Source organism: Spiroplasma tabanidicola, assembly GCF_009730595.1.
GTDB lineage: Bacteria > Bacillota_I > Bacilli_A > Mycoplasmatales > Mycoplasmataceae > Spiroplasma_A > Spiroplasma_A tabanidicola.
In genome coordinates this window covers 1,052,961-1,075,832 of record NZ_CP046276.1, presented here as the reverse complement: position 1 = coordinate 1,075,832, position 22,872 = coordinate 1,052,961, and the positions used below count along the sequence as shown (strand labels likewise).

Annotated in this window: 16 protein-coding genes, 1 pseudogene and 1 riboswitch; of the genes and pseudogenes, 13 read left to right on the top strand and 4 right to left on the bottom strand. The window is 23.6% G+C overall.

Annotated elements, in window-relative coordinates; all coding sequences use genetic code 4:
* Position 1: 1 nt before the first annotated feature.
* The 4 genes and pseudogenes from STABA_RS05900 to STABA_RS04745 form a co-directional block, all read right to left on the bottom strand.
* On the bottom strand, positions 2 to 445 hold the full coding sequence (locus STABA_RS05900) for a beta C-S lyase family protein (protein WP_211360451.1): 444 nt from the start codon (positions 443 to 445) through the stop codon (positions 2 to 4).
* On the bottom strand, positions 330 to 740 hold the full coding sequence (locus STABA_RS06045; RefSeq protein WP_343031711.1) for an aminotransferase class I/II-fold pyridoxal phosphate-dependent enzyme: 411 nt from the start codon (positions 738 to 740) through the stop codon (positions 330 to 332). Before STABA_RS06045 ends, STABA_RS05900 begins: the two co-directional genes overlap by 116 nt.
* 56 nt (positions 741 to 796) lie before the next feature.
* The gene (locus tag STABA_RS05890) at positions 797 to 970 is read right to left on the bottom strand and encodes a hypothetical protein (protein WP_211360450.1); all 174 of its coding nucleotides are present in this window, start codon (positions 968 to 970) and stop codon (positions 797 to 799) included.
* 257 nt (positions 971 to 1,227) lie between these two features.
* Positions 1,228 to 2,015: pseudogene (locus STABA_RS04745) on the bottom strand (DUF3737 family protein).
* A 143-nt stretch (positions 2,016 to 2,158) separates the two neighbouring features.
* A riboswitch (purine riboswitch) is annotated at positions 2,159 to 2,256 on the top strand.
* Positions 2,257 to 2,319: 63 nt separating this feature from the next.
* On the opposite strand from STABA_RS04745, the gene purE reads away from it, so the two are divergent.
* Genes purE through mutM form a run of 13 tightly spaced genes read left to right on the top strand, consistent with a single transcriptional unit; the run spans position 2,320 to position 22,865 of the window.
* Positions 2,320 to 2,799, top strand: coding sequence for a 5-(carboxyamino)imidazole ribonucleotide mutase (purE, locus tag STABA_RS04740; RefSeq protein WP_156007055.1), 480 nt, complete (start codon positions 2,320 to 2,322; stop codon positions 2,797 to 2,799).
* Position 2,800: 1 nt separating this feature from the next.
* Positions 2,801 to 3,883, top strand: a complete 1,083-nt coding sequence (locus STABA_RS04735) for an ATP-grasp domain-containing protein (protein ID WP_156007053.1) — start codon at positions 2,801 to 2,803, stop codon at positions 3,881 to 3,883.
* A complete protein-coding gene (locus STABA_RS04730; RefSeq protein ID WP_156007051.1) occupies positions 3,876 to 7,535 on the top strand; it encodes a phosphoribosylformylglycinamidine synthase in 3,660 nt (1,219 codons plus the stop codon). Before STABA_RS04735 ends, STABA_RS04730 begins: the two co-directional genes overlap by 8 nt.
* A complete protein-coding gene (purC, locus tag STABA_RS04725; protein WP_156007049.1) occupies positions 7,536 to 8,240 on the top strand; it encodes a phosphoribosylaminoimidazolesuccinocarboxamide synthase in 705 nt (234 codons plus the stop codon). It begins immediately after the preceding gene.
* Position 8,241: 1 nt separating this feature from the next.
* Positions 8,242 to 9,621 carry an amidophosphoribosyltransferase gene (purF, locus tag STABA_RS04720; RefSeq protein WP_156007047.1) on the top strand — a complete coding sequence of 460 codons (1,380 nt, stop codon included), beginning with the start codon at positions 8,242 to 8,244 and terminating at the stop codon, positions 9,619 to 9,621.
* A gap of 1 nt (position 9,622) precedes the next feature.
* Entirely contained in the window at positions 9,623 to 10,666 is a 1,044-nt protein-coding gene (gene purM, locus STABA_RS04715; protein ID WP_156007046.1) for a phosphoribosylformylglycinamidine cyclo-ligase, read from the top strand.
* Positions 10,659 to 11,234, top strand: coding sequence for a phosphoribosylglycinamide formyltransferase (gene purN, locus STABA_RS04710; RefSeq protein WP_156007044.1), 576 nt, complete (start codon positions 10,659 to 10,661; stop codon positions 11,232 to 11,234). Before purM ends, purN begins: the two co-directional genes overlap by 8 nt.
* 1 nt (position 11,235) lies before the next feature.
* Positions 11,236 to 12,777 (top strand): bifunctional phosphoribosylaminoimidazolecarboxamide formyltransferase/IMP cyclohydrolase, encoded by a 1,542-nt coding sequence (purH, locus tag STABA_RS04705; protein ID WP_156007042.1) that lies wholly within the window; start codon positions 11,236 to 11,238, stop codon positions 12,775 to 12,777.
* A gap of 1 nt (position 12,778) precedes the next feature.
* Positions 12,779 to 14,041 carry a phosphoribosylamine--glycine ligase gene (purD, locus tag STABA_RS04700; protein ID WP_156007040.1) on the top strand — a complete coding sequence of 421 codons (1,263 nt, stop codon included), beginning with the start codon at positions 12,779 to 12,781 and terminating at the stop codon, positions 14,039 to 14,041.
* Between the two features lie 35 nt (positions 14,042 to 14,076).
* Complete coding sequence (locus STABA_RS04695) at positions 14,077 to 16,290, top strand: hypothetical protein (RefSeq protein ID WP_156007037.1); 2,214 nt, start codon at positions 14,077 to 14,079, stop codon at positions 16,288 to 16,290.
* A gap of 45 nt (positions 16,291 to 16,335) precedes the next feature.
* Positions 16,336 to 19,311 carry a DNA polymerase III subunit alpha gene (gene dnaE, locus STABA_RS04690; protein WP_156007035.1) on the top strand — a complete coding sequence of 992 codons (2,976 nt, stop codon included), beginning with the start codon at positions 16,336 to 16,338 and terminating at the stop codon, positions 19,309 to 19,311.
* A 17-nt stretch (positions 19,312 to 19,328) separates the two neighbouring features.
* Positions 19,329 to 22,025 (top strand): DNA polymerase I, encoded by a 2,697-nt coding sequence (gene polA / locus STABA_RS04685; RefSeq protein WP_156007033.1) that lies wholly within the window; start codon positions 19,329 to 19,331, stop codon positions 22,023 to 22,025.
* Between the two features lie 12 nt (positions 22,026 to 22,037).
* On the top strand, positions 22,038 to 22,865 hold the full coding sequence (gene mutM / locus STABA_RS04680) for a DNA-formamidopyrimidine glycosylase (protein ID WP_156007031.1): 828 nt from the start codon (positions 22,038 to 22,040) through the stop codon (positions 22,863 to 22,865).
* Positions 22,866 to 22,872: the final 7 nt, after the last annotated feature.

The window sequence follows — 22,872 nt, the reverse complement described above, 5'->3', positions numbered from 1 at the left end:
TTTATTTTTCCTTTTTTAAATTATAACTTTTAAAATCTTTAATTGCAGAAATAAATTTTTTAATAGCCATTTTTAAAAGTTTTTTAGAGCAAGCAAAATTTCATCTAATAAATTGTTTTCCATTGCCTTTAAAAACTTCTCCAGGAGTTAAAATTAAACCAGTTTTTTCTTTTATATAATTACATAATACTGATGAATCATCGCATATATTTTTACAATCTAATCAAATTAAATAGGTAGCATTTGATTTTATAATTTTAATTTCAGGTATATGTAAATTAAGTTGTTTTATTATTAAATGTTTATTTATGCTTAAATAATTTAAGAGCTTATCTAGTCACGCTTTTGATTTTGTTGCAGCTTCAAAAGCTTGTATAGCTAAAATATTTGGTTCTGCTACTTCATCTGTGTTTATTGCTCTTTCTACTTTTTTTAATTTCTTCATTTTTAATTATGATCGCTGAAGATTGCAATCCTGTTAAATTAAAAGCTTTAGACATTGAAACACACGTTATTATTATGTTTGCAATTTTATCACTAACTGATGCCATTGGAATATATTTATTTTTTTTATAAGTTATATCGCAATGTATTTCATCACTTAATATTGTTACGTTATGTTTTAAACATAATTCTCCAATTTTTTCTAATGTTTCTTTATCTCATACTTTACCAATTGGATTATGCGGATTACATAATATAAGTAATTTAGCCTTGCTATTAGCTAGTTTTTGTTCTAAATCATTGAAATCAATTGAGTATTCATCATTTTTATAAATTAAATCACTTGTTAAGGCTACTTTATTATTGTTGTATACTGAGTTAAAAAAATATTATAAATTGGAGTTAGCATTACTACATTTTCATTATCTTTTAGTAATTTTCTAACAATAGAAGAAATAGCAGGAACAACTCCAGTGCAAAATAAAACATCATTTTCATCAAAATCTCAGTTAAATATTTCAATCATCAGGTTTTAACAGCTTTTTTAAAAGAGTTAGGTATAGTTGAATATCCAAAAGCATCTTGTTTAATTCTTTTTTTTATTGCTTTTTTAATTAAAGGTGCTGTTTTAAAATCCATATCAGCTAAAGACATTGGTATTTCATTTTCTTTGATATCTCATTTATAAGAATTAGAATTTCTTCTATTCACAATTTTATAAAACATTGATTTTTTCTCCGTTTGTAAAAATATTTATTTTAGTTTTATCAATTTCCTTGTCATCTAAATTATTTTTGTTGCTCCATTAATTTTGATATTTGCCAGAAATGGATTCTTAATGCTCTCTATATTTGTATTGATTTGTGCATTTACTGTTGAATATTCAAAAGCTAAATCTGTTTTTATAATATTACAATTTTTAATACTACATCATCCATATAACAAAAACCTTGTTCACTTTCAATTGTGCAGTTTTTAAATTTTACATTCTTTGAGTTTCAGCCAATATATTCTCCAAAAATAGTACAATTTTTTATTGTAACATTTTCACAATTTCAAAATGCATCTTTTGAAACCAGTCTAGAGTTTTTAATTGTTATATTTTTGGCTCCATCAAAAGCATAATTACCAGTTAATGAAATATTATTGATTGTAATATTTGTTGAATTCATTCCAAAATAATCACCTTTAACTTGGCTATCTTTTATTATTATTTCAGCACAGTTTCAAAAAGTTTCTGCTGCATTAGGCATTTGTACGTTATTTAAACTTATGTTTGTTGATCTTCTAAAAACTTTTGGTGCTTCAATGATTGTGTCTTTTATAACAATATTATTTGTATATCAAATACTTGATCTTGCTGTTTCGTATAGTACAGAATTTTGTATTTTTATGTCTTTTGCATATCACAATACATATTTTCATTTAAAAATACTGTCATTTACTTCAATATTTCTTGATTCTTTTAAAGGTGACTCTCCTTTTTCAAAAAATCATTTGTTTATTATTAAATCTTTCTTTTTGAATAAATCTCTTTCACCATTAAAATATAATTGATCTAAATTTTCCATTTTACTCCTTTAGATATTTTTTTAATACTTCATATCTAGTTATAAATATACAACATTAACCTAAGGTTAAGGCAAGTGTATTTATGATTTTTTTGTGTAAATAAGTATTTTTTAATACTTAATTAGGTCAAAAATCTTATGCTATAATAAATTTGTAATCATTTTATATAAGTTCGTAATATGGTCGAACGTTTCTACAAATAACCGTAAATTATTGTCTATAAAATGAGCATATGACATATTGCATTTTTTGTTGTAGGCTCCTTTTGTAATGTAGGAGTCTTTTTATTTGGAAAGGTCATTTATGAAGAATAAAATCGGGATAATAATGGGATCAATTAGCGATAAAACAACTCTTGAACCAGCAATTGATATTTTAAAAAATCTAAGGATAGATTATGATCTACAAGTAGTTTCTGCTCATAGGACTCCAGATCTATTATTTAGTTATGCAAAAAAAGCACATGAAAATTATGATGCTATTATTGCAGCGGCAGGAGGAAGTGCTCATTTACCAGGGATGGTTGCGAGCATGACAATTTTGCCTGTAATCGGAGTTCCGGTTAAATCTAGAAATCTAAATGGAATTGATTCGTTACTTTCAATTGTTCAAATGCCTAGTGGAGTTCCTGTTGCAACAATGGCTATTGGTGATAGTGGTGCAAAAAATGCGGCCTTATTTTGTGCAAGAATTATTTCATTATATAATGTTGAAGTTAAAAAAAATTTAGAAGCTTTCATTAATAATCAAACTCAAGAAGTTTTAGAGATAGAGGTAGATTAAGATGAAAGTTGGATTGATTGGTGGAGGACAATTAGCAAGAATGTTAATTGAATCTTCTAAGGAAAATGAGTTTGTTGTTTTAGAACCAAATAAAAATAATAGTTGTTTGGATCTTGAGGTTGAAATTTTAAATAGCAATTACAATGATAAAGAAGCTGTTAAAAATTTATTTGATAAAACTGAAACTATAACATATGAATTTGAAAATATTGATTTTGAAGTTTTAAAAGAGCATAAAAATTCAATCAATCCAAGTTTAAATTTTTTAAGTGTATCTAAAAACCGTTTTAAAGAAAAAAACTTTGCATCTAGTTATGGTTTAACAACAGTTAATTTCTTTAAAATAAAAAATTCAGATGAAATAAGTGAACTAATTAATAATAATAAATTAAATTATCCTTTTATATTAAAAACAAATACTGGTGGATATGACGGAAAAGGACAATATTTAATAAAAGAAAAAAAAGATTATGAGTTTTTAGATTTTAATAATATTGATTTTATAATTGAAGAACTTTGTAATTTTGATTTTGAAACAAGTTTAATAGTTACAAGAAGTATTTTTAATCAAATATATTTTTTTCCAACTCCAATTAATGAACATAAAGATGGAATCTTAATGACTTCAAAAGTTTTAACTAAAAAAAGTTTTGTTGATAAAAGAACAAAACGGTTAATAAAAAATATTTTACAAAAAGAAAATATAGTAGGAACTATTGCTTTTGAATTTTTTGTAAAAGATAAAAAATTATTTTTTAACGAAATGGCACCACGAGTTCATAACACTGGACATTATACAATAAATGGTTGTAATGTAAGTCAATTTAGAAATCATATCTTAGCTGTTACTGGTAAAAAAATTATTAAACCTAAGTTAATTTATAAAACAATAATGATAAATTTATTAGGGAAAAATATTTATAAAGAGTTTGATATTCAAAACATAATCAAGTTTGATTATAAAAAAAGTGAAGCTATAGATAAAAGAAAAATGGGGCATATAAACATAATAAATAAAAATAAAAAAAATTTATTGAAAGATTATCAATCTGCTCTAAATAAGTTGGAGGAAAAAAATGAATAATAGAATATTTATAAGTAAAAAAACTGAGTTTGATGTTGAATCAAATAATTTAAAAAATGAAATTCAATCAAGTTTGAATTTAAGTTTAGATTTCTTAAAAGTTTATAACGTGTATGACATTTTTGATGTAAAAAAAGAAGAAAAAGAAATTATTGTAAATAATGTTTTAGCAGAAATAAATACAGATGAGTATTTAGAAGAAATTGATTTAAATAATAAAAAGTATTTTTGTGTAAAAATATTTGATAGTCAATATAATACAAGAGAAGAAAGCGCAAGTGAATGTGTAAACTTATTGTTATTTAAAAAAGTTAAAATAAAACATTTTAAATTGTATGTGTTAGATAAAAGTGTTGGTGAAGATGAATTAGTTAATATTAAAAGTTATTTAATAAATCCAATCGAAGCTTTTGAAATAAATTTAGATTATGACTATTTACAAAACAATAATAATAGTTCTAATCAATATGAAGTTAAAGAAATCGATATAGCAAATAACTTAATAAAAGATTTATATGAACAATTAAGTCTTGCAATGAGTTTTGAAGATTTTGAATTTTGTATAAATTATTTCAAAGAAAGTTTAAAAAGAAATCCAACTGAAGCAGAAGTATTTTTAATTGATACATATTGAAGTGATCATTGTAGACATAAAACTTTTGAAACTATAATTAATAATATAAATTTTGATAAAAATATTAGTGAAGAAAATAAAAATAAAATAAATGAAGCAATAAATTTTTATAAAGAAATTAGTACTAAAAAAAATATGACTTTAATGAATATTGCAACAAGTTATGTTAAACATGTTATAAAAAATAATATTTGTAAAGATATTGAAGTATCAGAAGAAATAAATGCGGCATCAATATTTATTGATTTAAAAGATACAAAATGTTTAGTACAATTTAAAAACGAAACACATAATCATCCAACAGAAATTGAACCATTTGGAGGAGCATCAACTTGTCTTGGGGGTGCTATAAGAGATCCTTTATCTGGTAGAGCATATGTTTATCAGGGATTAAGAGTAACTGGTGCAGGAAATATTTTAGAAAACATAAAAGATACTTTACCTAATAAATTGCCTCAATCAAAAATTTCAAAAGTTGCTGCAGAAGGATTTTCAAGTTATGGAAATCAAATTGGTATGGCAACAACCTTAGTAAAAGAAATTTATCATGAAGGTTATAAAGCTAAGCGTTTAGAAATCGGTGCAGTAGTTGGTGTTACTAAGTTAGAAAATTTAGTTAGACAAAAACCTGAAGCTGGTGACATTATAGTTTTAGTTGGTGGAGCAACTGGCAAAGATGGAATTGGTGGAGCAACTGGTTCATCAAAAAATTTAGATAAAAACTCAATGAAAAATTCCTATAGTGAAGTTCAAAAAGGAAATCCTGTTGAAGAAAGAAAGTTACAAAGATTATTTTCAAAACCAATAGTTTCTAAGTTAATTAAAAAAGCAAATGATTTAGGAGCTGGAGGAATTGGAGTAGGAGCTGGTGAACTTGCTAACGGTGTAAGTTTAACTCTTGATGATGTTCATTTAAAATATGTTGGACTAACCGGTAAAGAGATTTTAATATCAGAATCACAAGAAAGAATGGTTGTGGTTATTAAAAAAGAATCAGTACAATTATTTATTGAAGAAGCAAATAAAGAAAATTTATATGCAGTAAAAATTGGAGAAGTTACAGATAAAAATAAATTTGAAGTAACATATAATAAAAATAAAATAGTAGATTTAGACAGAGACTTTATTAACTCTGGAGGAATAACAAATCAAATTGATGTAATGTTTGCAACAGATTATTTACAAGATTTAAGTTTTGAAAACAAAAATGAATTAAAAAAAGAATTTTTAGAAAATTATTTTAGTAATTTAAATATAATGTCTCAAAAAGAAATGATTGAAATGTTTGACTTTTCAATTGGAAGTACAACAGTGCTAGCTCCTTATGGAGGTTTAAATCAATTATCAGAAAGTCAAGTAAGTTGTCAAAAAATACCAATTAAAGAAAATGAAAACATTTGTACATTAATGAGTTATGGTTATAATCCTTACTTATTTGAAAAAAATATATTTATTGGTTCAATGCTTGCTGTAATTGAAAGTGTAACAAAAATAATTGCAGCTGGAGGAAGCAAAGAAAAAATTAAATTAACTTTTCAAGAATATTTTGAAAGACTTAATAAAGATAATGTTAAATGAGGAAAACCTTTACTTGCATTACTTGGATCATTAATTGCTCAAAAAGAACTAAATACTCCAGCAATTGGCGGAAAAGATAGTATGAGTGGAACATATGAAAGTTTGAATGTGCCTCCAACATTAGTCAGTTTCGCATTAACAACTGCAAAAACTTGTGATATAGTTTCAACTGATTTTAAAAATGAAAATAATCATATTTATTTATTGAAACATGAATTAATAAATAACTATCCAGATTATAAAAAATTAAACGATAACTATATTTTTTATGAGAGTTTAATTAAAGAAAAAAAAGTATTATCAGCATTTGCAATTCAACAAGGTGGAATATTAGAAGCTTTAGTTAAAATGAGTTTAGGAAATGGTTTAGGATTTGATGTTAATACTGATTTAAATATTTTAGAACCAATTTATGGATCAATAATTTTTGAAAGTAAAGAAGAAATAAAAAATAAAAATTTAGTTTCATTAGGAAAAACTAATAAAATCTTAAAAATTAACGGAATTGAATTAGATAGAAATATTATTTTGAAAAACTATTTAAAACCAATCGAAAAAATATATCCAAATAGTTTGAAAGAATATCCTATACCAATAGAGATAAAACAAAAAGTTGAAAACAAAAATTTTTACTCAGATAATGTTGATAAAGTAAAAGTTTTATTAGCTATTTTTCCAGGAACTAATTGTGAGTATGATATCAAAAAAGCTTTTAAACGAAATAATGTAGAATGTGAAGAGTTTATTTTTAAAAACTTAAACAATGAAAAATTAAATGAATCGATTAATATTTTAGCAGATAAGATAAAAGATTCACATATATTTGTTATTCCAGGAGGATTTAGCCTAGGAGATGAACCTGATGGAAGTGGTAAATATATTGCAAATGTTATAAGAAACAAAAAAATAAAAAATGCTTTGAGTGAATTTTTAAAACAAAAAAAATTAATTTTAGGAATATGTAATGGATTTCAAGCATTAATCAAAGCAGGTATTCTTATAGATAGTGAGACACATAACTTATCTGAGTCAGATCCATCATTAATTAAAAATGATATTAATAGACATATTGCAAAATATGTAAATTGCAAAGTAGTAAACACAACTTCACCATGAACTCAGGATTTAAAATTTAATCAAATAAATAATATTCCTGTATCACATGGAGAAGGCAGATTTGCAGTAAATGAAAAAAAATATAAAGAACTAGTTGAAAATAACCAAATTGCTTTTGAATATATAAATAAAGAAAACAATCCAAACGGATCTTATTACAACATTGAAGGAATAGTTTCTAAATGTGGATTAGTCTTAGGTAAAATGGGACACAGTGAGAGATTTGGAACAGACATTTGTAAAAATATTTATGGTGATAAAAATCAAGATATATTTAGTAGCGCTATAAATTACTTTTTAAAAAATAATAAAGGAGATAAATAAATGGAAAAGTTATACGAAGGAAAATCTAAAATTTGTTATAGTACAAAAAATGAAAATGAATTAAAAATATTTTTTAAAAATGATGTTACAGCTTTTAATAGTTTAAAAAAAGCATCATACGAATCAAAAGGATTATTAACAGCAAAGATCTCAAATATTATTTTTAAATACTTAGAAAAAAATGGAGTTAAAACTCATACAATAAAAGTCTTAGATGAACAAAATGTTTTGGTTAAAAAACTAAAAATGTTTCCATTAGAAATAATTATTAGAAATGTTGCTGCAGGAAGTATTGTTAAAAGATTAGGAATTGAACAAGGAACTGCGTTTGATAAACCTATATTTGAAATTTGTTATAAAAATGATACATATGGAGATCCATTAATTAATGATGATCATTGTGTTGTTTTGAATTTAGCAACAGTAAAACAATTAGAAGAAATAAAAAAAGTTACTTTAAAAATTAATCAATTGTTAATTGAATTATTTAAACAAATAAATATTAAAGTTGTAGACTTTAAAATTGAATTAGGTTTAGATAAAGACAATAATATTTGTCTTGGTGATGAAATTAGTCCTGATACTTGCAGATTTTGAGACCAAAACAATAGAAAATTAGATAAAGATTGTTTTAGAGAAGATTTAGATGATATAACAGCTATTTATTTAATTATTTTAGAAAAACTAGAAAGTTTAAATATTTAATATGAGCGAAGTTTTAAAAGAAAAATGTGGAGTCTTTGGATGCTTTAATGTTGATAATGCAACTTTGATAAACTATTATGGTTTACATGCATTGCAACATCGTGGTCAAGAAGGTTGTGGAATTTTAGGTTATGATGATCAAGACGGTTTTTTATTAAAAAAAGGAATGGGTTTAGTAACTAAAAAGTTTACAATGAGTGACTTTAATAATTGAAATGCAAAAAATTCAATTGGACATGTTTTGTATTCAACAACTGGAGGATCAATTGATTGTAATGTTCAACCTTTCTTCTTTAATTTAAATCATGAAAGTTTTGGTTTAGTTCATAATGGAAATTTAACTAATGCACATATTATAAAAAATAAATTAGAGTCTGAAGGAAGTATTTTTCAAGCAACAAGTGACTCAGAAGTTTTAGCTCACTTAATTAGAAAAAGTAAAGAAAAATCAAGATTAGAAAAAATTAAAAGTTCTTTAAATGTTATAAATGGAGCATTTGCATTTCTATTATTATTTGAAGATGAAATGTATGCAATTAGAGATAGAAATGGTTTAAGACCTTTATCAATAGGAAAGTTTAATGATGGATATGTTGTATCTTCTGAAACTTATGCATTTGATGTAACTGGTAGCGAATTTATAAGAGATGTTAATCCAGGAGAAATAATTAGAATTTCAAAAGATGGAATCGAAAGTCATTATTTTTCAAAAAATAATTTTAACAATGTTTGTTCGATGGAATATATTTATTTTGCTCACCCAAGTAGTACTATAAATAATATTAATGTTCATAATTTTAGAGTTAAGTCAGGAGAATTATTAGCACAACAAAGTAAAAGTTATCCAGGAGAAGTTGTAATTGGAGTTCCTGATTCTTCAACTTCTGCTGCGCTAGGTTATGCTAGAAGTTCTAAGATACCATTTGATATTGGATTAATAAAAAATAAATACTCAGGAAGAACTTTTATTCAACCAACTCCAGAATTAAGAGAAATTGGAGTTAGAACAAAACTTTCTGTTACAAAAGATGTTGTTAAAGATAAAAAAGTTATTTTAATTGATGATTCGATTGTAAGAGGAACTACTTCTAAATATATTGTTAAGTTATTAAAAGATAATGGTGCTAAAGAAGTGCATTTAAAAATTGCATCACCACCAATTAAATATCCAAGTTATTATGGAATAGATATTTCAACATACAAAGAATTATTAGCTGCAAATATGAGTGTTGAAGAAATGAAAAACTACATTGGATGTGATAGTTTAGAGTTTCTTACATTAGAAAATTTAAAAACATTATTCGAACCCGGTCAAGGATGTTTTGATATCTTTACAGGAGAATATCCAGTCGATATTTACGACTTAAATAAAGGAGTATAACATGAGCGATAATTATAAAAAATCTGGAGTTGATTTAAATAAAGGTTATGAAATTGTTGATTCAATAAAAAAAATTGTAAGTGAAAAATTTAATTCAAAATATTCTAATAATATAGGAAGTTTTGGATGTGCTTATGATCTTTCTAGTTTAAATTATCAAAAACCAGTTTTAGTTTCTGGAACTGATGGAGTTGGTACTAAATTATTACTAGCAATTGAAGCAAACAATCATAAAACTATTGGAATAGATTTAGTTGCAATGTGTGTTAATGATATATTAACTCTTGGTGCAAAACCTTTATACTTTTTAGATTATATTGCAGTTGAAAAAATAAATGTAGATACTATTAGAGATATAATTACAGGAATTGTTGAAGGATGTTTGCAAAGTGATTGCTCATTACTTGGTGGAGAAACAGCTGAAATGAAAGATATGTACATTAAAAATCATTATGACTTAGCTGGTTTTATTACAGGTGCTGTAGAAAAAGATCAATTAATTGATTATAAAAACGTTAAAGAAGATGATGTGATAATAGCAATTAATTCTTCAGGAATTCATTCAAACGGATATTCTTTGGTAAGAAAAATATTTTTTAAAGATAATAACTTTAGTTTTGATCATAAATTTGAAGAGTTAGATTGTGATTTGATAACTGAATTATTAAAACCAACAAAAATTTATGTTGATGTAATTTCAAGTTTAATAGAAAAAAATTATGCAATATCTGCAATGGCAAACATAACTGGTGGGGGATTAATTGAAAACATTCCTAGAGTTATTCCTAATGGACTATGTGCAAATATTGATACGAAAAAAATAAATGTATTAAATATTTTTAAAGTAATGCAAAATTTAGCTAAAATTAAAAATGATGAAATGTTTAATGTATTTAATATGGGAGTAGGATTTGTTGTTATTGTTAATAAAAATAATGCACAAGAAGTATTAGACTTTATAAATAATTTTAAAGACTACAATGCAAATATTATTGGAAGTGTTATTTCAAATAAAGAAACTAAAATAAAATTAAATCATGACTAATATTGCAATAATGGCTTCTGGTAATGGAAGTAACTTTCAAGCAATAATAGATGCATATAATGAAAAAAAACTAGAAGTTGATAAAATAATATTGATAACAAATAAAAAAAATTGTTTTGCAATAAAAAGAGCACAACAAAATAATATAAAAAATTATAATTTTTTTTTAAAAGATTATCCTAGCAAAGAAGAGTATGAAAAAGATATTTTAAAAGTTTTAAAAGAAGAAAATATTGATTATGTAATTTTAGCAGGATATATGACAATGATTTCAAATACATTGTTAAGTCACTATGAAAGAAAAATTATAAATACTCATCCTTCATTGCTTCCAAGTTTTAAAGGAAAAGATGCAATACAAGATGCACTTGACTATAAAGTTTATTTAGCAGGATTTACAATTCATTATGTAAATATTGAAATGGATGCTGGAGAAATTATATTTCAAAAAGAAGTAAGAGTATATAAAGATGATACTCATGATACTTTACAAAAAAGAATTCAAGAACAAGAACACATATATTATTGACAGATTATTAATAAAGTTATAAAAGGAGAAAAGATATAATATGAAATATGCATTGATATCAGTTTTTGACAAAACAAATGTATTAGAATTTTCAAAAGAATTAGTTGAAAATGATTTTAAAATTATTTCTACTGGAGGAACTTATAAATATTTAACAGATAATGGTATTGATGCTATTAAAGTTGAAGATATTACTAAGTTTCCAGAAATTTTAGATGGTAGAGTAAAAACATTACATCCTTTATTATATGGAGGAATTTTATCAATTAGACATAATAAAAATCATGTTCAACAAGTTGAAGAACATAATATTAATTTTATAGATCTTGTAGCAATTGATTTATATCCATTTTTAAAAACAGTAAAAAATAAAAATAATTCTCATGAAGATATTATTGAAAACATTGATATTGGAGGAGTTAGTTTAATTAGAGCTGCTGCAAAAAACTATAAAGATGTAATTACAATTTGTGATATAAATGATTATCAATTGGTAATTGATACAATCAAAAATAAAAAAGATGATAAAGACTTAAAAGTATTTTTAGCACAAAAAGCTTTTGCACATACTTCAAGTTATGATTCTTTAATTGCAAATTATATGTTAACTAAAACAAATCAAGAAGAAATGCCAAAAAAAATAACTATGTCATTTACAAAAAAAGAAGAATTAAGATACGGAGAAAATCCACATCAAAAAGCTTCATGATATGTTGATGAGTATCATAACGAAATTTCATTAAGTAATGCAGAACAATTGCACGGAAAACAATTATCATACAATAACTTATTAGATGCAAATAGTGCAATTAATATTGTAAAAGATTTAAATGAAAACAGTTGTATGGTTGGTATAAAACACTTAAATCCTTGTGGAGTTGCAATTAATGGAACTGTTGAACAACTATGAGAAAAAGTTTTAGATAGTGATTCAGTTTCTATTTTTGGAGGAATTGTTGCAACAAATCAAGTTATTACAAAAAAAGTAGCAGAAGAATTAAGTAAAGTATTTTTAGAAATAATTATTGCACAAGATTTTGAAAAAGAAGCATTAGATATTTTATTAAAGAAAAAAAATCTAAGACTATTAAAATTAAATTACAAAATGAGCGATTTAGCACTTGATGAATATCAATATACTTCAATTGATCAAGGATTGTTAGTTCAACAAAAAGATTTATACAAACATGACATTAGTAATTGAAAATGTGTAACAAATAATCAATTAAGCGAAGAAGAATTAAAAGAAGCACAATTTGCATACACTGTTGTAAAACATGTTAAATCAAATGCAATTGCTTTAACAAAAAACTTTCAAACAATTGGAGTAGGACCAGGACAAATGAATCGTGTTGGATCTGCAAAAATAGCTTTAGAACAAGCAGAAAAAAAAGCAGAAGGATCATTTTTAGCAAGTGATGCATTTTTACCATTTAATGATGTTGTTGAACTTGCAAGTCAATACAAAGTTAAAGCTATTATTCAACCAGGTGGTTCATTAAAAGATCAAGAATCAATTGATTTAGCAAATGAAAAAGGAATAGCTATGATATTTACAAATATCAGACACTTTAAACACTAATATGGAAAAAAATATTTTAATACTTGGAAAAGGTGGAAGAGAACATGCGCTTGCAAGAAAGTGTAGATCTTCAAATCTTTGTAACGAATTATATGTAATACCTGGAAATGATGGAATAAAAGATTGTGCAACTATAAATAATGAAATTAATTATAGTGACATGAATGAAGTTTTAAAATTTGCAATTGAAAAAAATATTGATTTAACTATTGTTGGAGATGAAATGTTTTTAGAAAAAGGAGTTGTTGATTTATTTGATAAAAATAATTTAACAATTTTTGGTCCTGCCAAAGATGCAGCTAAAATAGAATCATCAAAAATGTTTGCAAAAAACTTAATGAAAAAATATAATATCCCAACAGCTGATTTTATTACTACAAGTGATAAAAATGTTGCAATAGATTTTTTAAAAGCTAATAAAAAATATCCAATAGTTATTAAAAATGATGGACTTGCTAGTGGAAAAGGTGTGTTTATAACTAATTCATTAGAAGAATCAATTGAAGCAGTTGAAAAAATATTAGATCAAAATATTTTTAATAATGAAAAATGTGGAGTTGTTATTGAAGAATTTTTAGTTGGAAAAGAATTTAGTTTACTAGCATTAGTAAATGGTGATATTTTTGAATGTTTACAACCAGCAAAAGATTATAAAAAAATATTTGAAAATGATAAAGGCGAAAATACTGGAGGTATGGGATGTTATACACCAGTAGATTATGTTACAAAAGATATTATTGAATATAGCAAAATTGAAATTATTAAAAAAACAATTGATGCTTTAAAACAAGAAGGAACTACTTATAAAGGTGTTTTATATGCAGGATTAATTTTAACTGATTCAAATGAAGTTAAAGTAATTGAATTTAATAGTAGATTTGGTGATCCTGAAACAGAAGTTTTAATGCCGGCATTACAAAGTGATTTAGTTGAAAGTATTTTAGATTTATTAAATAATAAACAAATAAATTTAGTTTGAAATAAAGAAAATTTTGTAGGAGTTACAATTGCAAGTAAAGGATATCCTCAAGAATATAAAAATAACGTAAAAATTGCAGATCAAGAAATATTTGACAAGAATAATATCTTTCATATGGGTACTAAATATAATGATGAAAAAAAGTATTTTGAAAGCAATGGGGGAAGAATATTATTTATATATAACAGTGATTTATCAAAAAAAGAAGCTATTAAAAAAGTTTATGAAAATATAAATAAAATTAAATTTGAAAACTTTTACTTTAGAAAAGATATTGGTGTATAAGTTTTTATTTTTGTTATCATTTAAAAGAGGTTAAAATGAATAAAGAAATTATAGAAGAAAACATAAAAATCGCTGAAAAATTCAATGAAGTACTATCAAGTAAGAAAAAAATTAATATGATCGGTTTAGTTGGTGACTATGGTACAGGAAAAACAGATTTCATTGCTAAATATTTTTCACCAAAATATAGTTTTGAAGAGCAAATAAGTGAAAAAGATATTCTAGAAGAAAAATTTGAAGAAAACAATCCCATTACTAATATTACAAAGTTTCGAAATATACGCAAAGAAAAATGAAAAATTAGGATTTTAGATACAGCAATTTTATCTTCTGTTGAAAAAGAAATAGATTATTTTTATGATTTTTACAAGTTCAAAAATTCAGCTTTTATAAAGCACTCAATTTTTGATTTTCTGTTTGTAATTATTTTAAGAATTGTTTTTGATTTTTTTAAAGTTTTTCAAGATTATTTTTGGGTTAGTAATATAATTATGTTTTTTATTATAATTGCAGGAGATATATTTTTTTCGCTCATAAAAAATTTTTATAAAGAAAAAAATTTTGTAACACTTAAAAAAATATTTAACTCAAAAATAAATATTTTTTTAAGAAAAAGAAATATTTTTATTGTAGAAGATTTTAATAGAGTAGAAAGTTCTAAAAGACAAAGATATCTTTTATTATTTAAGGCTTTATCTAATGACAATAACAAATTTATAATAGTAGATAATAAAGATTTTGAAGAAAAAAATTTTGAGTTTAGTTCAAAAGTTTATGATTTAGTAATTGTTAAAAAAATGAGTAATATTGTAAGAAAAGCTTTAGAAAATAAGTATTATCAAATATGTAATAATCTAGAATTTAAAAATTTAAATTTAAACATATTCAAAAATTATATATTTTATTTTGAAAATTTCAGAATAATTAATGCCTTTTTGGATTATATAAAAGAATACAATATAAAAAAAGTTTTTCATCAATACATAAATTGAGATCATATATTAATTTTAATTTACTCATTTTTTTTTAATTCTTACATTTATGGTAAGTTATTAGAATTTAGTTTACAAGGAGATAGTTTAATAAATAATAAAAAATTGATAGAATTTGATTATGAACAACAAAAAATAAGTAATAACAATATTTTCTCAAAAAATGATAAAGAAATAAATATTATAAAGACAAAAGATTCTAGAGAAGCTGTTTATATTGATACTTTACTATTTGAAAATGAAGAATTTAGAAATAAAAATGACTATTTATTTGATTTATCATTTAAGCTCGATAAAGCTCAAGTTGAGTTTTTTATAAATCCCAAAGAAGTCAACATATTTTTTAGTGAATTGCAGCATATAATAAATTATCAAAAGTTAGATAATAATTTTTTTGATAAATTAAGTATATTTTTAGATAAGTATCATAATTTATATATAAATCGTTTATCGGAAAGAATGGAAAAATTATTAAAAGAGCAATTACAAAACTATTCTTTAAACAATATTGTTAGTGTAGAAATAACCAAGTATACTTTCGAAAAAGTTTTAGGTTTATTAATGCATATAAAGTTTTTAAGAGTTAATGATAATCTTGATAACATGAGTGATATTGAGGTTGAAGAAATTATTGCAAGTTTAGAAAGTTTGTATATAGCAGATAATTTTGAAAGTTGTAACTTTAAATACATTTTAGCTATAATTTCCAAATTTAGGTTTATTCAGCTTATTTGAGAAAATAATGCTTTACTAAATTCTGGAATACTAGTAAATAAAAATAAAATTATTAAAGATTTTATGATAAAGCATAATCTTATAAAACTTGAAGAAGGATACCTAAAAGTTTTAAAAAACAACGAATTAATGTATTTGCTTTTTAAAAGCTTTATGAGCTACATAAATGAAAAAAATTATATTATAGTGTTTAATTGTATAAGAAAATTATTTTGAAATAAATTTTTTTATTTCAAAATAATATTAAATTTTATATTTACTTTATTTAATGAATATATGAAGTGAAAAAAACTAAAAAATGAAAAGTTTTTATATAAAAATGATATATTACTAATAAAATTTAAAAGTATATTTAATAATATTTGTAAATCTGATATGTATGTTTTAAATGAAGTTAAAAGTTTTTACAAGCAATTTAAATCAGAAATCAATTTTGTTTATGATAATCTCAACACTTTAGAAAAAGAAGAAATGATGAATTTTTTAGAAATATTTTATGAATTAATTACAGAAAATATATAATCTTTATTCAGTTTGTTAAAATAATTGTAGTTAAGGGGTGTTTATATGTCATATTCTAATTTATTAAATATTAAATCATGTTTTAATTTTTTAAAGTCAACTATAAAACCCCAAGATTATATTGTATTTTTAAATAAAAATAAGTTAAATGTAGGTTTTTATTCAGATTTAAATACTATGTACGGAGCAGCTGAATTTGAAAATTTAGCTAAAAAAAATAATATTAAACCTATTATCGGAGTTAGTTTTAAATTAACTTATGGAGATATTGTTTTATATGCTATTAACAATAAAGGTTATAAAGTTATAAGTTATTTATCTTCATTTATTTCAAATATGGATAGAATTGATAGTGAGTTATTTGAAAAAGAATTATATAAACAAAGTTTTGAAAATATAATTGCAATATTTTGTCCAAGTGTAGAAAACCTAATAAATTTCAAAGATAAATTAAATAATTGTTTTAAAAATTTATATTATGGTATTACAAAACAAAACTATAAATATTTAAAAGAAAATAAAATAATATATGCAAATCAAATCAGTTATCTATATGAAGATGACTTTTTTGAGTATAAAGTTATTAATGCTATAAGTGAAGCCAAACTAGTAAATGAAGTAAACGATTTAGAAAAAGATTTTTATTTATCTAATGAAGATTTAAAAAATTATATTGATATAGATACTCATAACAAAAATATGAATGAAATAATTTCAATAGTTGAAGATGATGTTATTAATGATTTTAAAACACATTTTTTAACTTATCCTAATGCTTTAAATATGCCTTCAAAAAATTATTTAGAAAAAATATGTAATGATAAACTTGATGATTTAAAGTTAAATACACAAGAATATAAAGAAAGATTAAGTTTAGAATTAGATGTTATTTTTAAAATGGGATTTGAAGATTATTTTTTAATAGTTAGTGACATGATTAATAAAGCAAAAGAGTTAAATATTTTAGTAGGACCCGGAAGAGGTTCTGCTGCAGGAAGTTTAGTTTCATATCTATTAGGAATTACAAAATTAGATCCAATTAAATGAGGATTACTCTTTGAAAGATTTTTAAATATTGATAGAGTTACTTTGCCTGATATTGATATTGATTTTCAAGATGATAGAAGAGAAGAAATTTTAGAATACTTATTTTCAAAATATGGTAAAAATCATTTTGCAACAATTACAACATTTCAAACAATTGGGATTAAAAATGCATTAAGAGATTGTGGAAGAGTATTTGAAATTGATATTGATGATGTAAATCATATGTCAAAACAAATTAATGATAGAAATATTTTAGATTTTGATAAAGCTTTAAGTGACTCAAAAATTTTACAAAAGTATCAAAATAAATATCCCCAAGTATTTGAAGCTGCTAAAAAAATAGTAGGACTACCTAGACAAACAGGAACTCATGCTGCTGGAGTTGTTTTTTGTGATGAAAACTTATGAGATATTGTCCCGACTAAAGTTGGAATAAGCGGGATTTTACAAACTCAATACTCAATGAATTATTTAGAAAATATTGGATTAATTAAAACTGATATTTTAGGTTTAAGAAACTTATCAATTATTCAAGAAGTCTTAAAATTAGTTTATCAATCAAAAAAAGTTAGAATTGATTTAGATCGAATTGAATTAAATGATAAAAATACTTTTGAACTTTTAAGAAGTGGAGATACTACTGGTATTTTTCAACTTGAATCAAATGGTATGACAGATGTTTTAATGCAAATGAAAGTAAACTCTGTTGAAGAAATTGCAATTACCAGTTCTTTGTTTAGACCTGGTCCAAAAGAAAATATTCCTTTATATATTAAAAGAAAAAACTCAAAAACAAAAAATTATATTATTGATTCAAATCTAGAAGATATTTTAGACTCAACTTATGGAATAATTGTTTATCAAGAACAAGTTATGGAAATTTTAAAAAGAGTAGCAAATTTTAGTCTAGGAAAAGCAGATATTGTAAGAAGAGCTATGGGTAAAAAAGATGCCAAACTTATGGATCAATTTAAAAATGAGTTTATTCAAAATGCTATAAAAAATAATTACACAGATATAAAAGCAAATGAATTATGACATTATATTGAAAGATTTGCAGAGTATGGTTTTAATAAATCTCATGCAATTGCTTATTCTTTAATTGGATATTGAATGGCTTATTTAAAAACAAACTATAAAGCAGAATTTTATTGCGCTTTATTAAATGGTGTTTTAGGAAATGAAAGTAAAACATCCAAATATTTATCTGAATTGAAAAAAAATGGATATAACATAAATGGTCCAAGTATAAAAAACCCAAACAGTATTTATTATTTTTCAAATAACTTTGTAAATATGCCTTTAAACATTATAAAGGGAATTGGTCCAGAGTTTTTAAATACAATAAAAAAAATATATATAAATAATAAAAAAGCTTTTGATAATCTATTTACTATAATTGCAGAGTTATTAAAAAATGGATTAACTGAACCTAGATATCTTGCATTAGTTTATACAGGTGCTTTTGATTGCTATGGATATTCAAGAAAAGTATTGATCGATAATAAAAATACTATTTTAAACTTAACTGATTTTATTGACATAACCAATGAAAATGAATTTGAAATAGATTTACCTGAAGAAAAAGACTCACCAGAATCTCTCGCTTTATATGAAAAAGAATACTTAGGATTTTATATAAGTTCTCATCCTTTAACTCTTATAAGAGAAAAATTAGTAAATAAAGAAAAGCTATTTTATATTTCTAATTTAAAAAAAGAAAATATTGTGTGTGAAGTTTTTGTTACAATAGACAATATTGTTACTAAAACTGATAAAAATGGTGGACAAATGTGTTTTGTTGATGTTAGTGATGAAACAGGAGAAATTATTGTAACTGTGTTTGCTTCTGTTTATGAAAAAATTAAAGAGCAAATTAAGTTAGACCAAAAATTAATTATAAGAATTAAATCTCAAGTATTTAATAATAAAGTTGGAGCATTGTTATTAGATGTTGTAAAAGTAATTAAATAGAAGTAGGAAACAAAAAAATGAAAAAAAGAATTTTATTAGTTGATGGAAATGCATTAATCTTTAGAGCATTTTATAGTTCATATGGAAGAGCAAATTTAACAACTAGAAGTGGTATTCCTACAAATGCAGTATATTCATTTATTAATATGTTATTAAACATTGTTCAAAAAAATGAATACTATGATATAAAAGTTGCTTTTGATAAAGGTAAAAAAACATTTAGACATGATAAACTGGAAAGCTATAAAGCAGGAAGAAAACAAACTCCTCCAGAATTGGTTCAACAATTTCCAATTGTAAGAGAGTTTTTAAGTGAAGCACATATTGATTGATATGAATTAGATGGTTATGAAGCTGATGATATAATTGGTTCTATTTCAAACATGGTCAAAGAAACTGATGATTATGTTGTAGATATATTAACAAGTGATCAAGATATGTATCAGCTTATTACTAAAAATATTTTTGTTATTGCTCCGCAAACTGGTACTAGTGATTTAATTACTTATGATAGAGATAAATTATTTGAAAAATGAGGTATTACTCCTGAACAAGTAATTGACTATAAAGGTTTAAGAGGAGATAGTTCTGATAATATAAAAGGAGTATCTGGAATTGGAGAAAAAACTGCAAAAGACTTACTTCAAGAATTTAAAAACTTAGAAGATTTATATAATAATATTGATAAAATAACTGGGCCAAAAAAACAAAAGTTAATTGATGGAAAAGAAGATGCTTTTTTGTCAAAAGAAATAGCAACAATTTATACAAATATTAAATTAGAAGATTTTAGTTTTAGAGAAACTAAAATTAACTTTAATAACTTAAAAGATTTTTTTATAAAATATGAAATGGTTTCATTGGTAAGAAAATATTCAAGCGAAGTTGAAGATGTAGAACCTAAACAAACTATTAACTTTAAGAAAGTTTCTACATGAAATAGCTCTTATAGTGATAAACATAATTATATTTATTTAGAAGTTTTAAATGATAATTATCACAACCCTGATGTAATTGGTATGGGAATAGTAAATGCAAAAGGGAATTTTTACTATGCTTTTGAAAATCAACAAGAAGTAAGTATTTTTAATTGACAAGAAAAAAATATTGACGAAAATTTACAAAAATTTTTATTAGAAAATGAATTTTATTCTTATGATATTAAAAAAACAATGTACGTATTAAAAACTTTAGGATATCAAATTAAACACAAAAACTTTGTATATGATATGATGATTGCTTGTTATGTTATTAACTCAAATGTTAAATCAAACTTTGAGTCACACTTAAATTTAATAGACTCATCATTAGAAATAGAAACTTTCGATGAAGTATTTGGAAAAGGTGTTAAAAAAACAAAAGACATTGATGAAAATGTCAAAATTAAATATATTTTGAAAAAAGCATTATTAATTGAAAAAACAAAAGAAGAAATTATAAATAGTTTAAAAGAAACAAATCAATATGAGCTTTATCAAAAAGTGGAGCTTCCTTTTTGTTATGTTTTATTAGATATGGAATATGCTGGAGTATTAATTGATAGAAAAGAATTAGAAAATCAAACTCAAAATATATTAAAACTTTTAACTAATCTTGAAAAAGAAGCAAATGAAATTTTAAAAAGAGAAAGTATTGAACCAATAAATTATGCTAGTCCTAAACAACTAAAAGAATTATTGTTTGTTGATTTAGGTTTAAAAAATTATAACAAGGGAAGTACAGATAAAGAAACCCTTGATGCTTTATTAGGAGCTCATGCAATTATTGAAAAAGTTATTGAAATAAGAAAGTATTCAAAGTTATATTCAACATATTTAAAAGGGTTTGAAAAGTTTATTAATAATAAAAATAAAGTACATACAATTTTTAATCAAACACTAACAAATACAGGAAGATTAAGTTCAACAGATCCAAACTTACAAAATATCTCGATTAGAGATGAAGAACAAAGAAAGGTAAGAAAAATATTTATAGCTCAAGAAAATTATATTTTTCTAAGTTTTGATTACTCACAAATTGAATTAAGAGTTTTAGCTGATGTTGCAAAAGAAGAAACTTTAATTCAAGCATATAAAAATAATGAAGATATTCATGAACTTGCTGCAAGAAATATTTTTGGACTAGATGCTAATGAAATAGTGTCTTCTGACCAAAGACGAGTTGCTAAAGTATTTAATTTTGGAATTTTATATGGATTAACTAAGTTTGGTCTTTCAAAAGATTTGAAAATTAGTCAAGCAGAAGCAGATCAATATATAAAAGCTTATAATAAAACCTTTCCAATGGTTCAAGAATATAAAGACAAAATTATTAAAGAATGTGAAGAAAATGGTTTTGTAGAAACAATGGCGAATCGAAGAAGATATATTTATGAATTACAAAACTCAAATTTTATGGTAAGAGAATTTGGGAAAAGGGCGGCTATTAACGCTCCTATTCAAGGAACTGCAGCAGATATATTAAAAGTTGCTATGATAAATATTTTTGAAATGCTAGAATCCAAACAACTTGATGCAAAATTAGTTGCTCAAATTCACGATGAAGTTATTTTGCACGTTAAAAATGATAATATTGATAAAGTAAAAGTTGAAGTACAACAAATAATGAATCAAGCATATGATGACTTACTAAAAATAGCTAATAAAAACAGAACAAGTGATGTTAAATTAGAAGTTAATAGTGGAGTTGGTGCTACTTGATATGATTTAAAATAAAAGGAGAAAAGTATGCCAGAATTACCAGAAGTCGAAACTGTTGTTAGATCTTTAAATAAAAGATTAAAAGGTTTGACTATTGAGAAAGTTGAAATATTTTATCCAAAAATAATTAAGTCAAATCAAACTGTTAAAGATTTTGAAAATATAATAAAAAATAAAAAAATAGATAATATTGAAAGAATTGCAAAATACATTATCTTTAGATTACAAGATAAAGTATTAATTAGTCATTTACGTATGGAAGGTAAATGATTTGTTTATGATAAAAATGAAGAATATGATAAAAAACACGTTTTAGCAACATTTCACTTGTCAAATAATAAACTTTTAAATTATCATGATACTAGAAGATTTGGGACTTTTAATTTAGAAGATGTAAATGAGTATTTAGATATTAATCCGATCAAAAAAATAGGTCCTGAACCATTTAATTCAAAAGTGGATGGTAATTTTTTGTATGAAAAAATGAAAAATAGTTCTAGACATATAAAAACAATGCTTTTAGATCAAACTATTATATCTGGAATTGGAAACATTTATGCAGATGAAATCTTATTTGATGCAAAAATTAATCCTTTAATAACAGGAGATTATTTAATAGTTAAAGATTATGATAGAATTGCTGAATCTGCAAGAAAAATACTTAAAAAATCTATTGAACTTGGAGGAACAACAATTGATACTTATCAACCTGAACAAGGAATTGATGGTAAATTTCAAAATGAATTAAAAGTTCATACTAGAAAAGGTCAAAATTGTTATGAATGTCAAAGTGAAATTGTAAAAATTAAAGTGAATGGTAGAGGAACTTATTATTGTAAAAATTGTCAAAAGTAATCTCGTA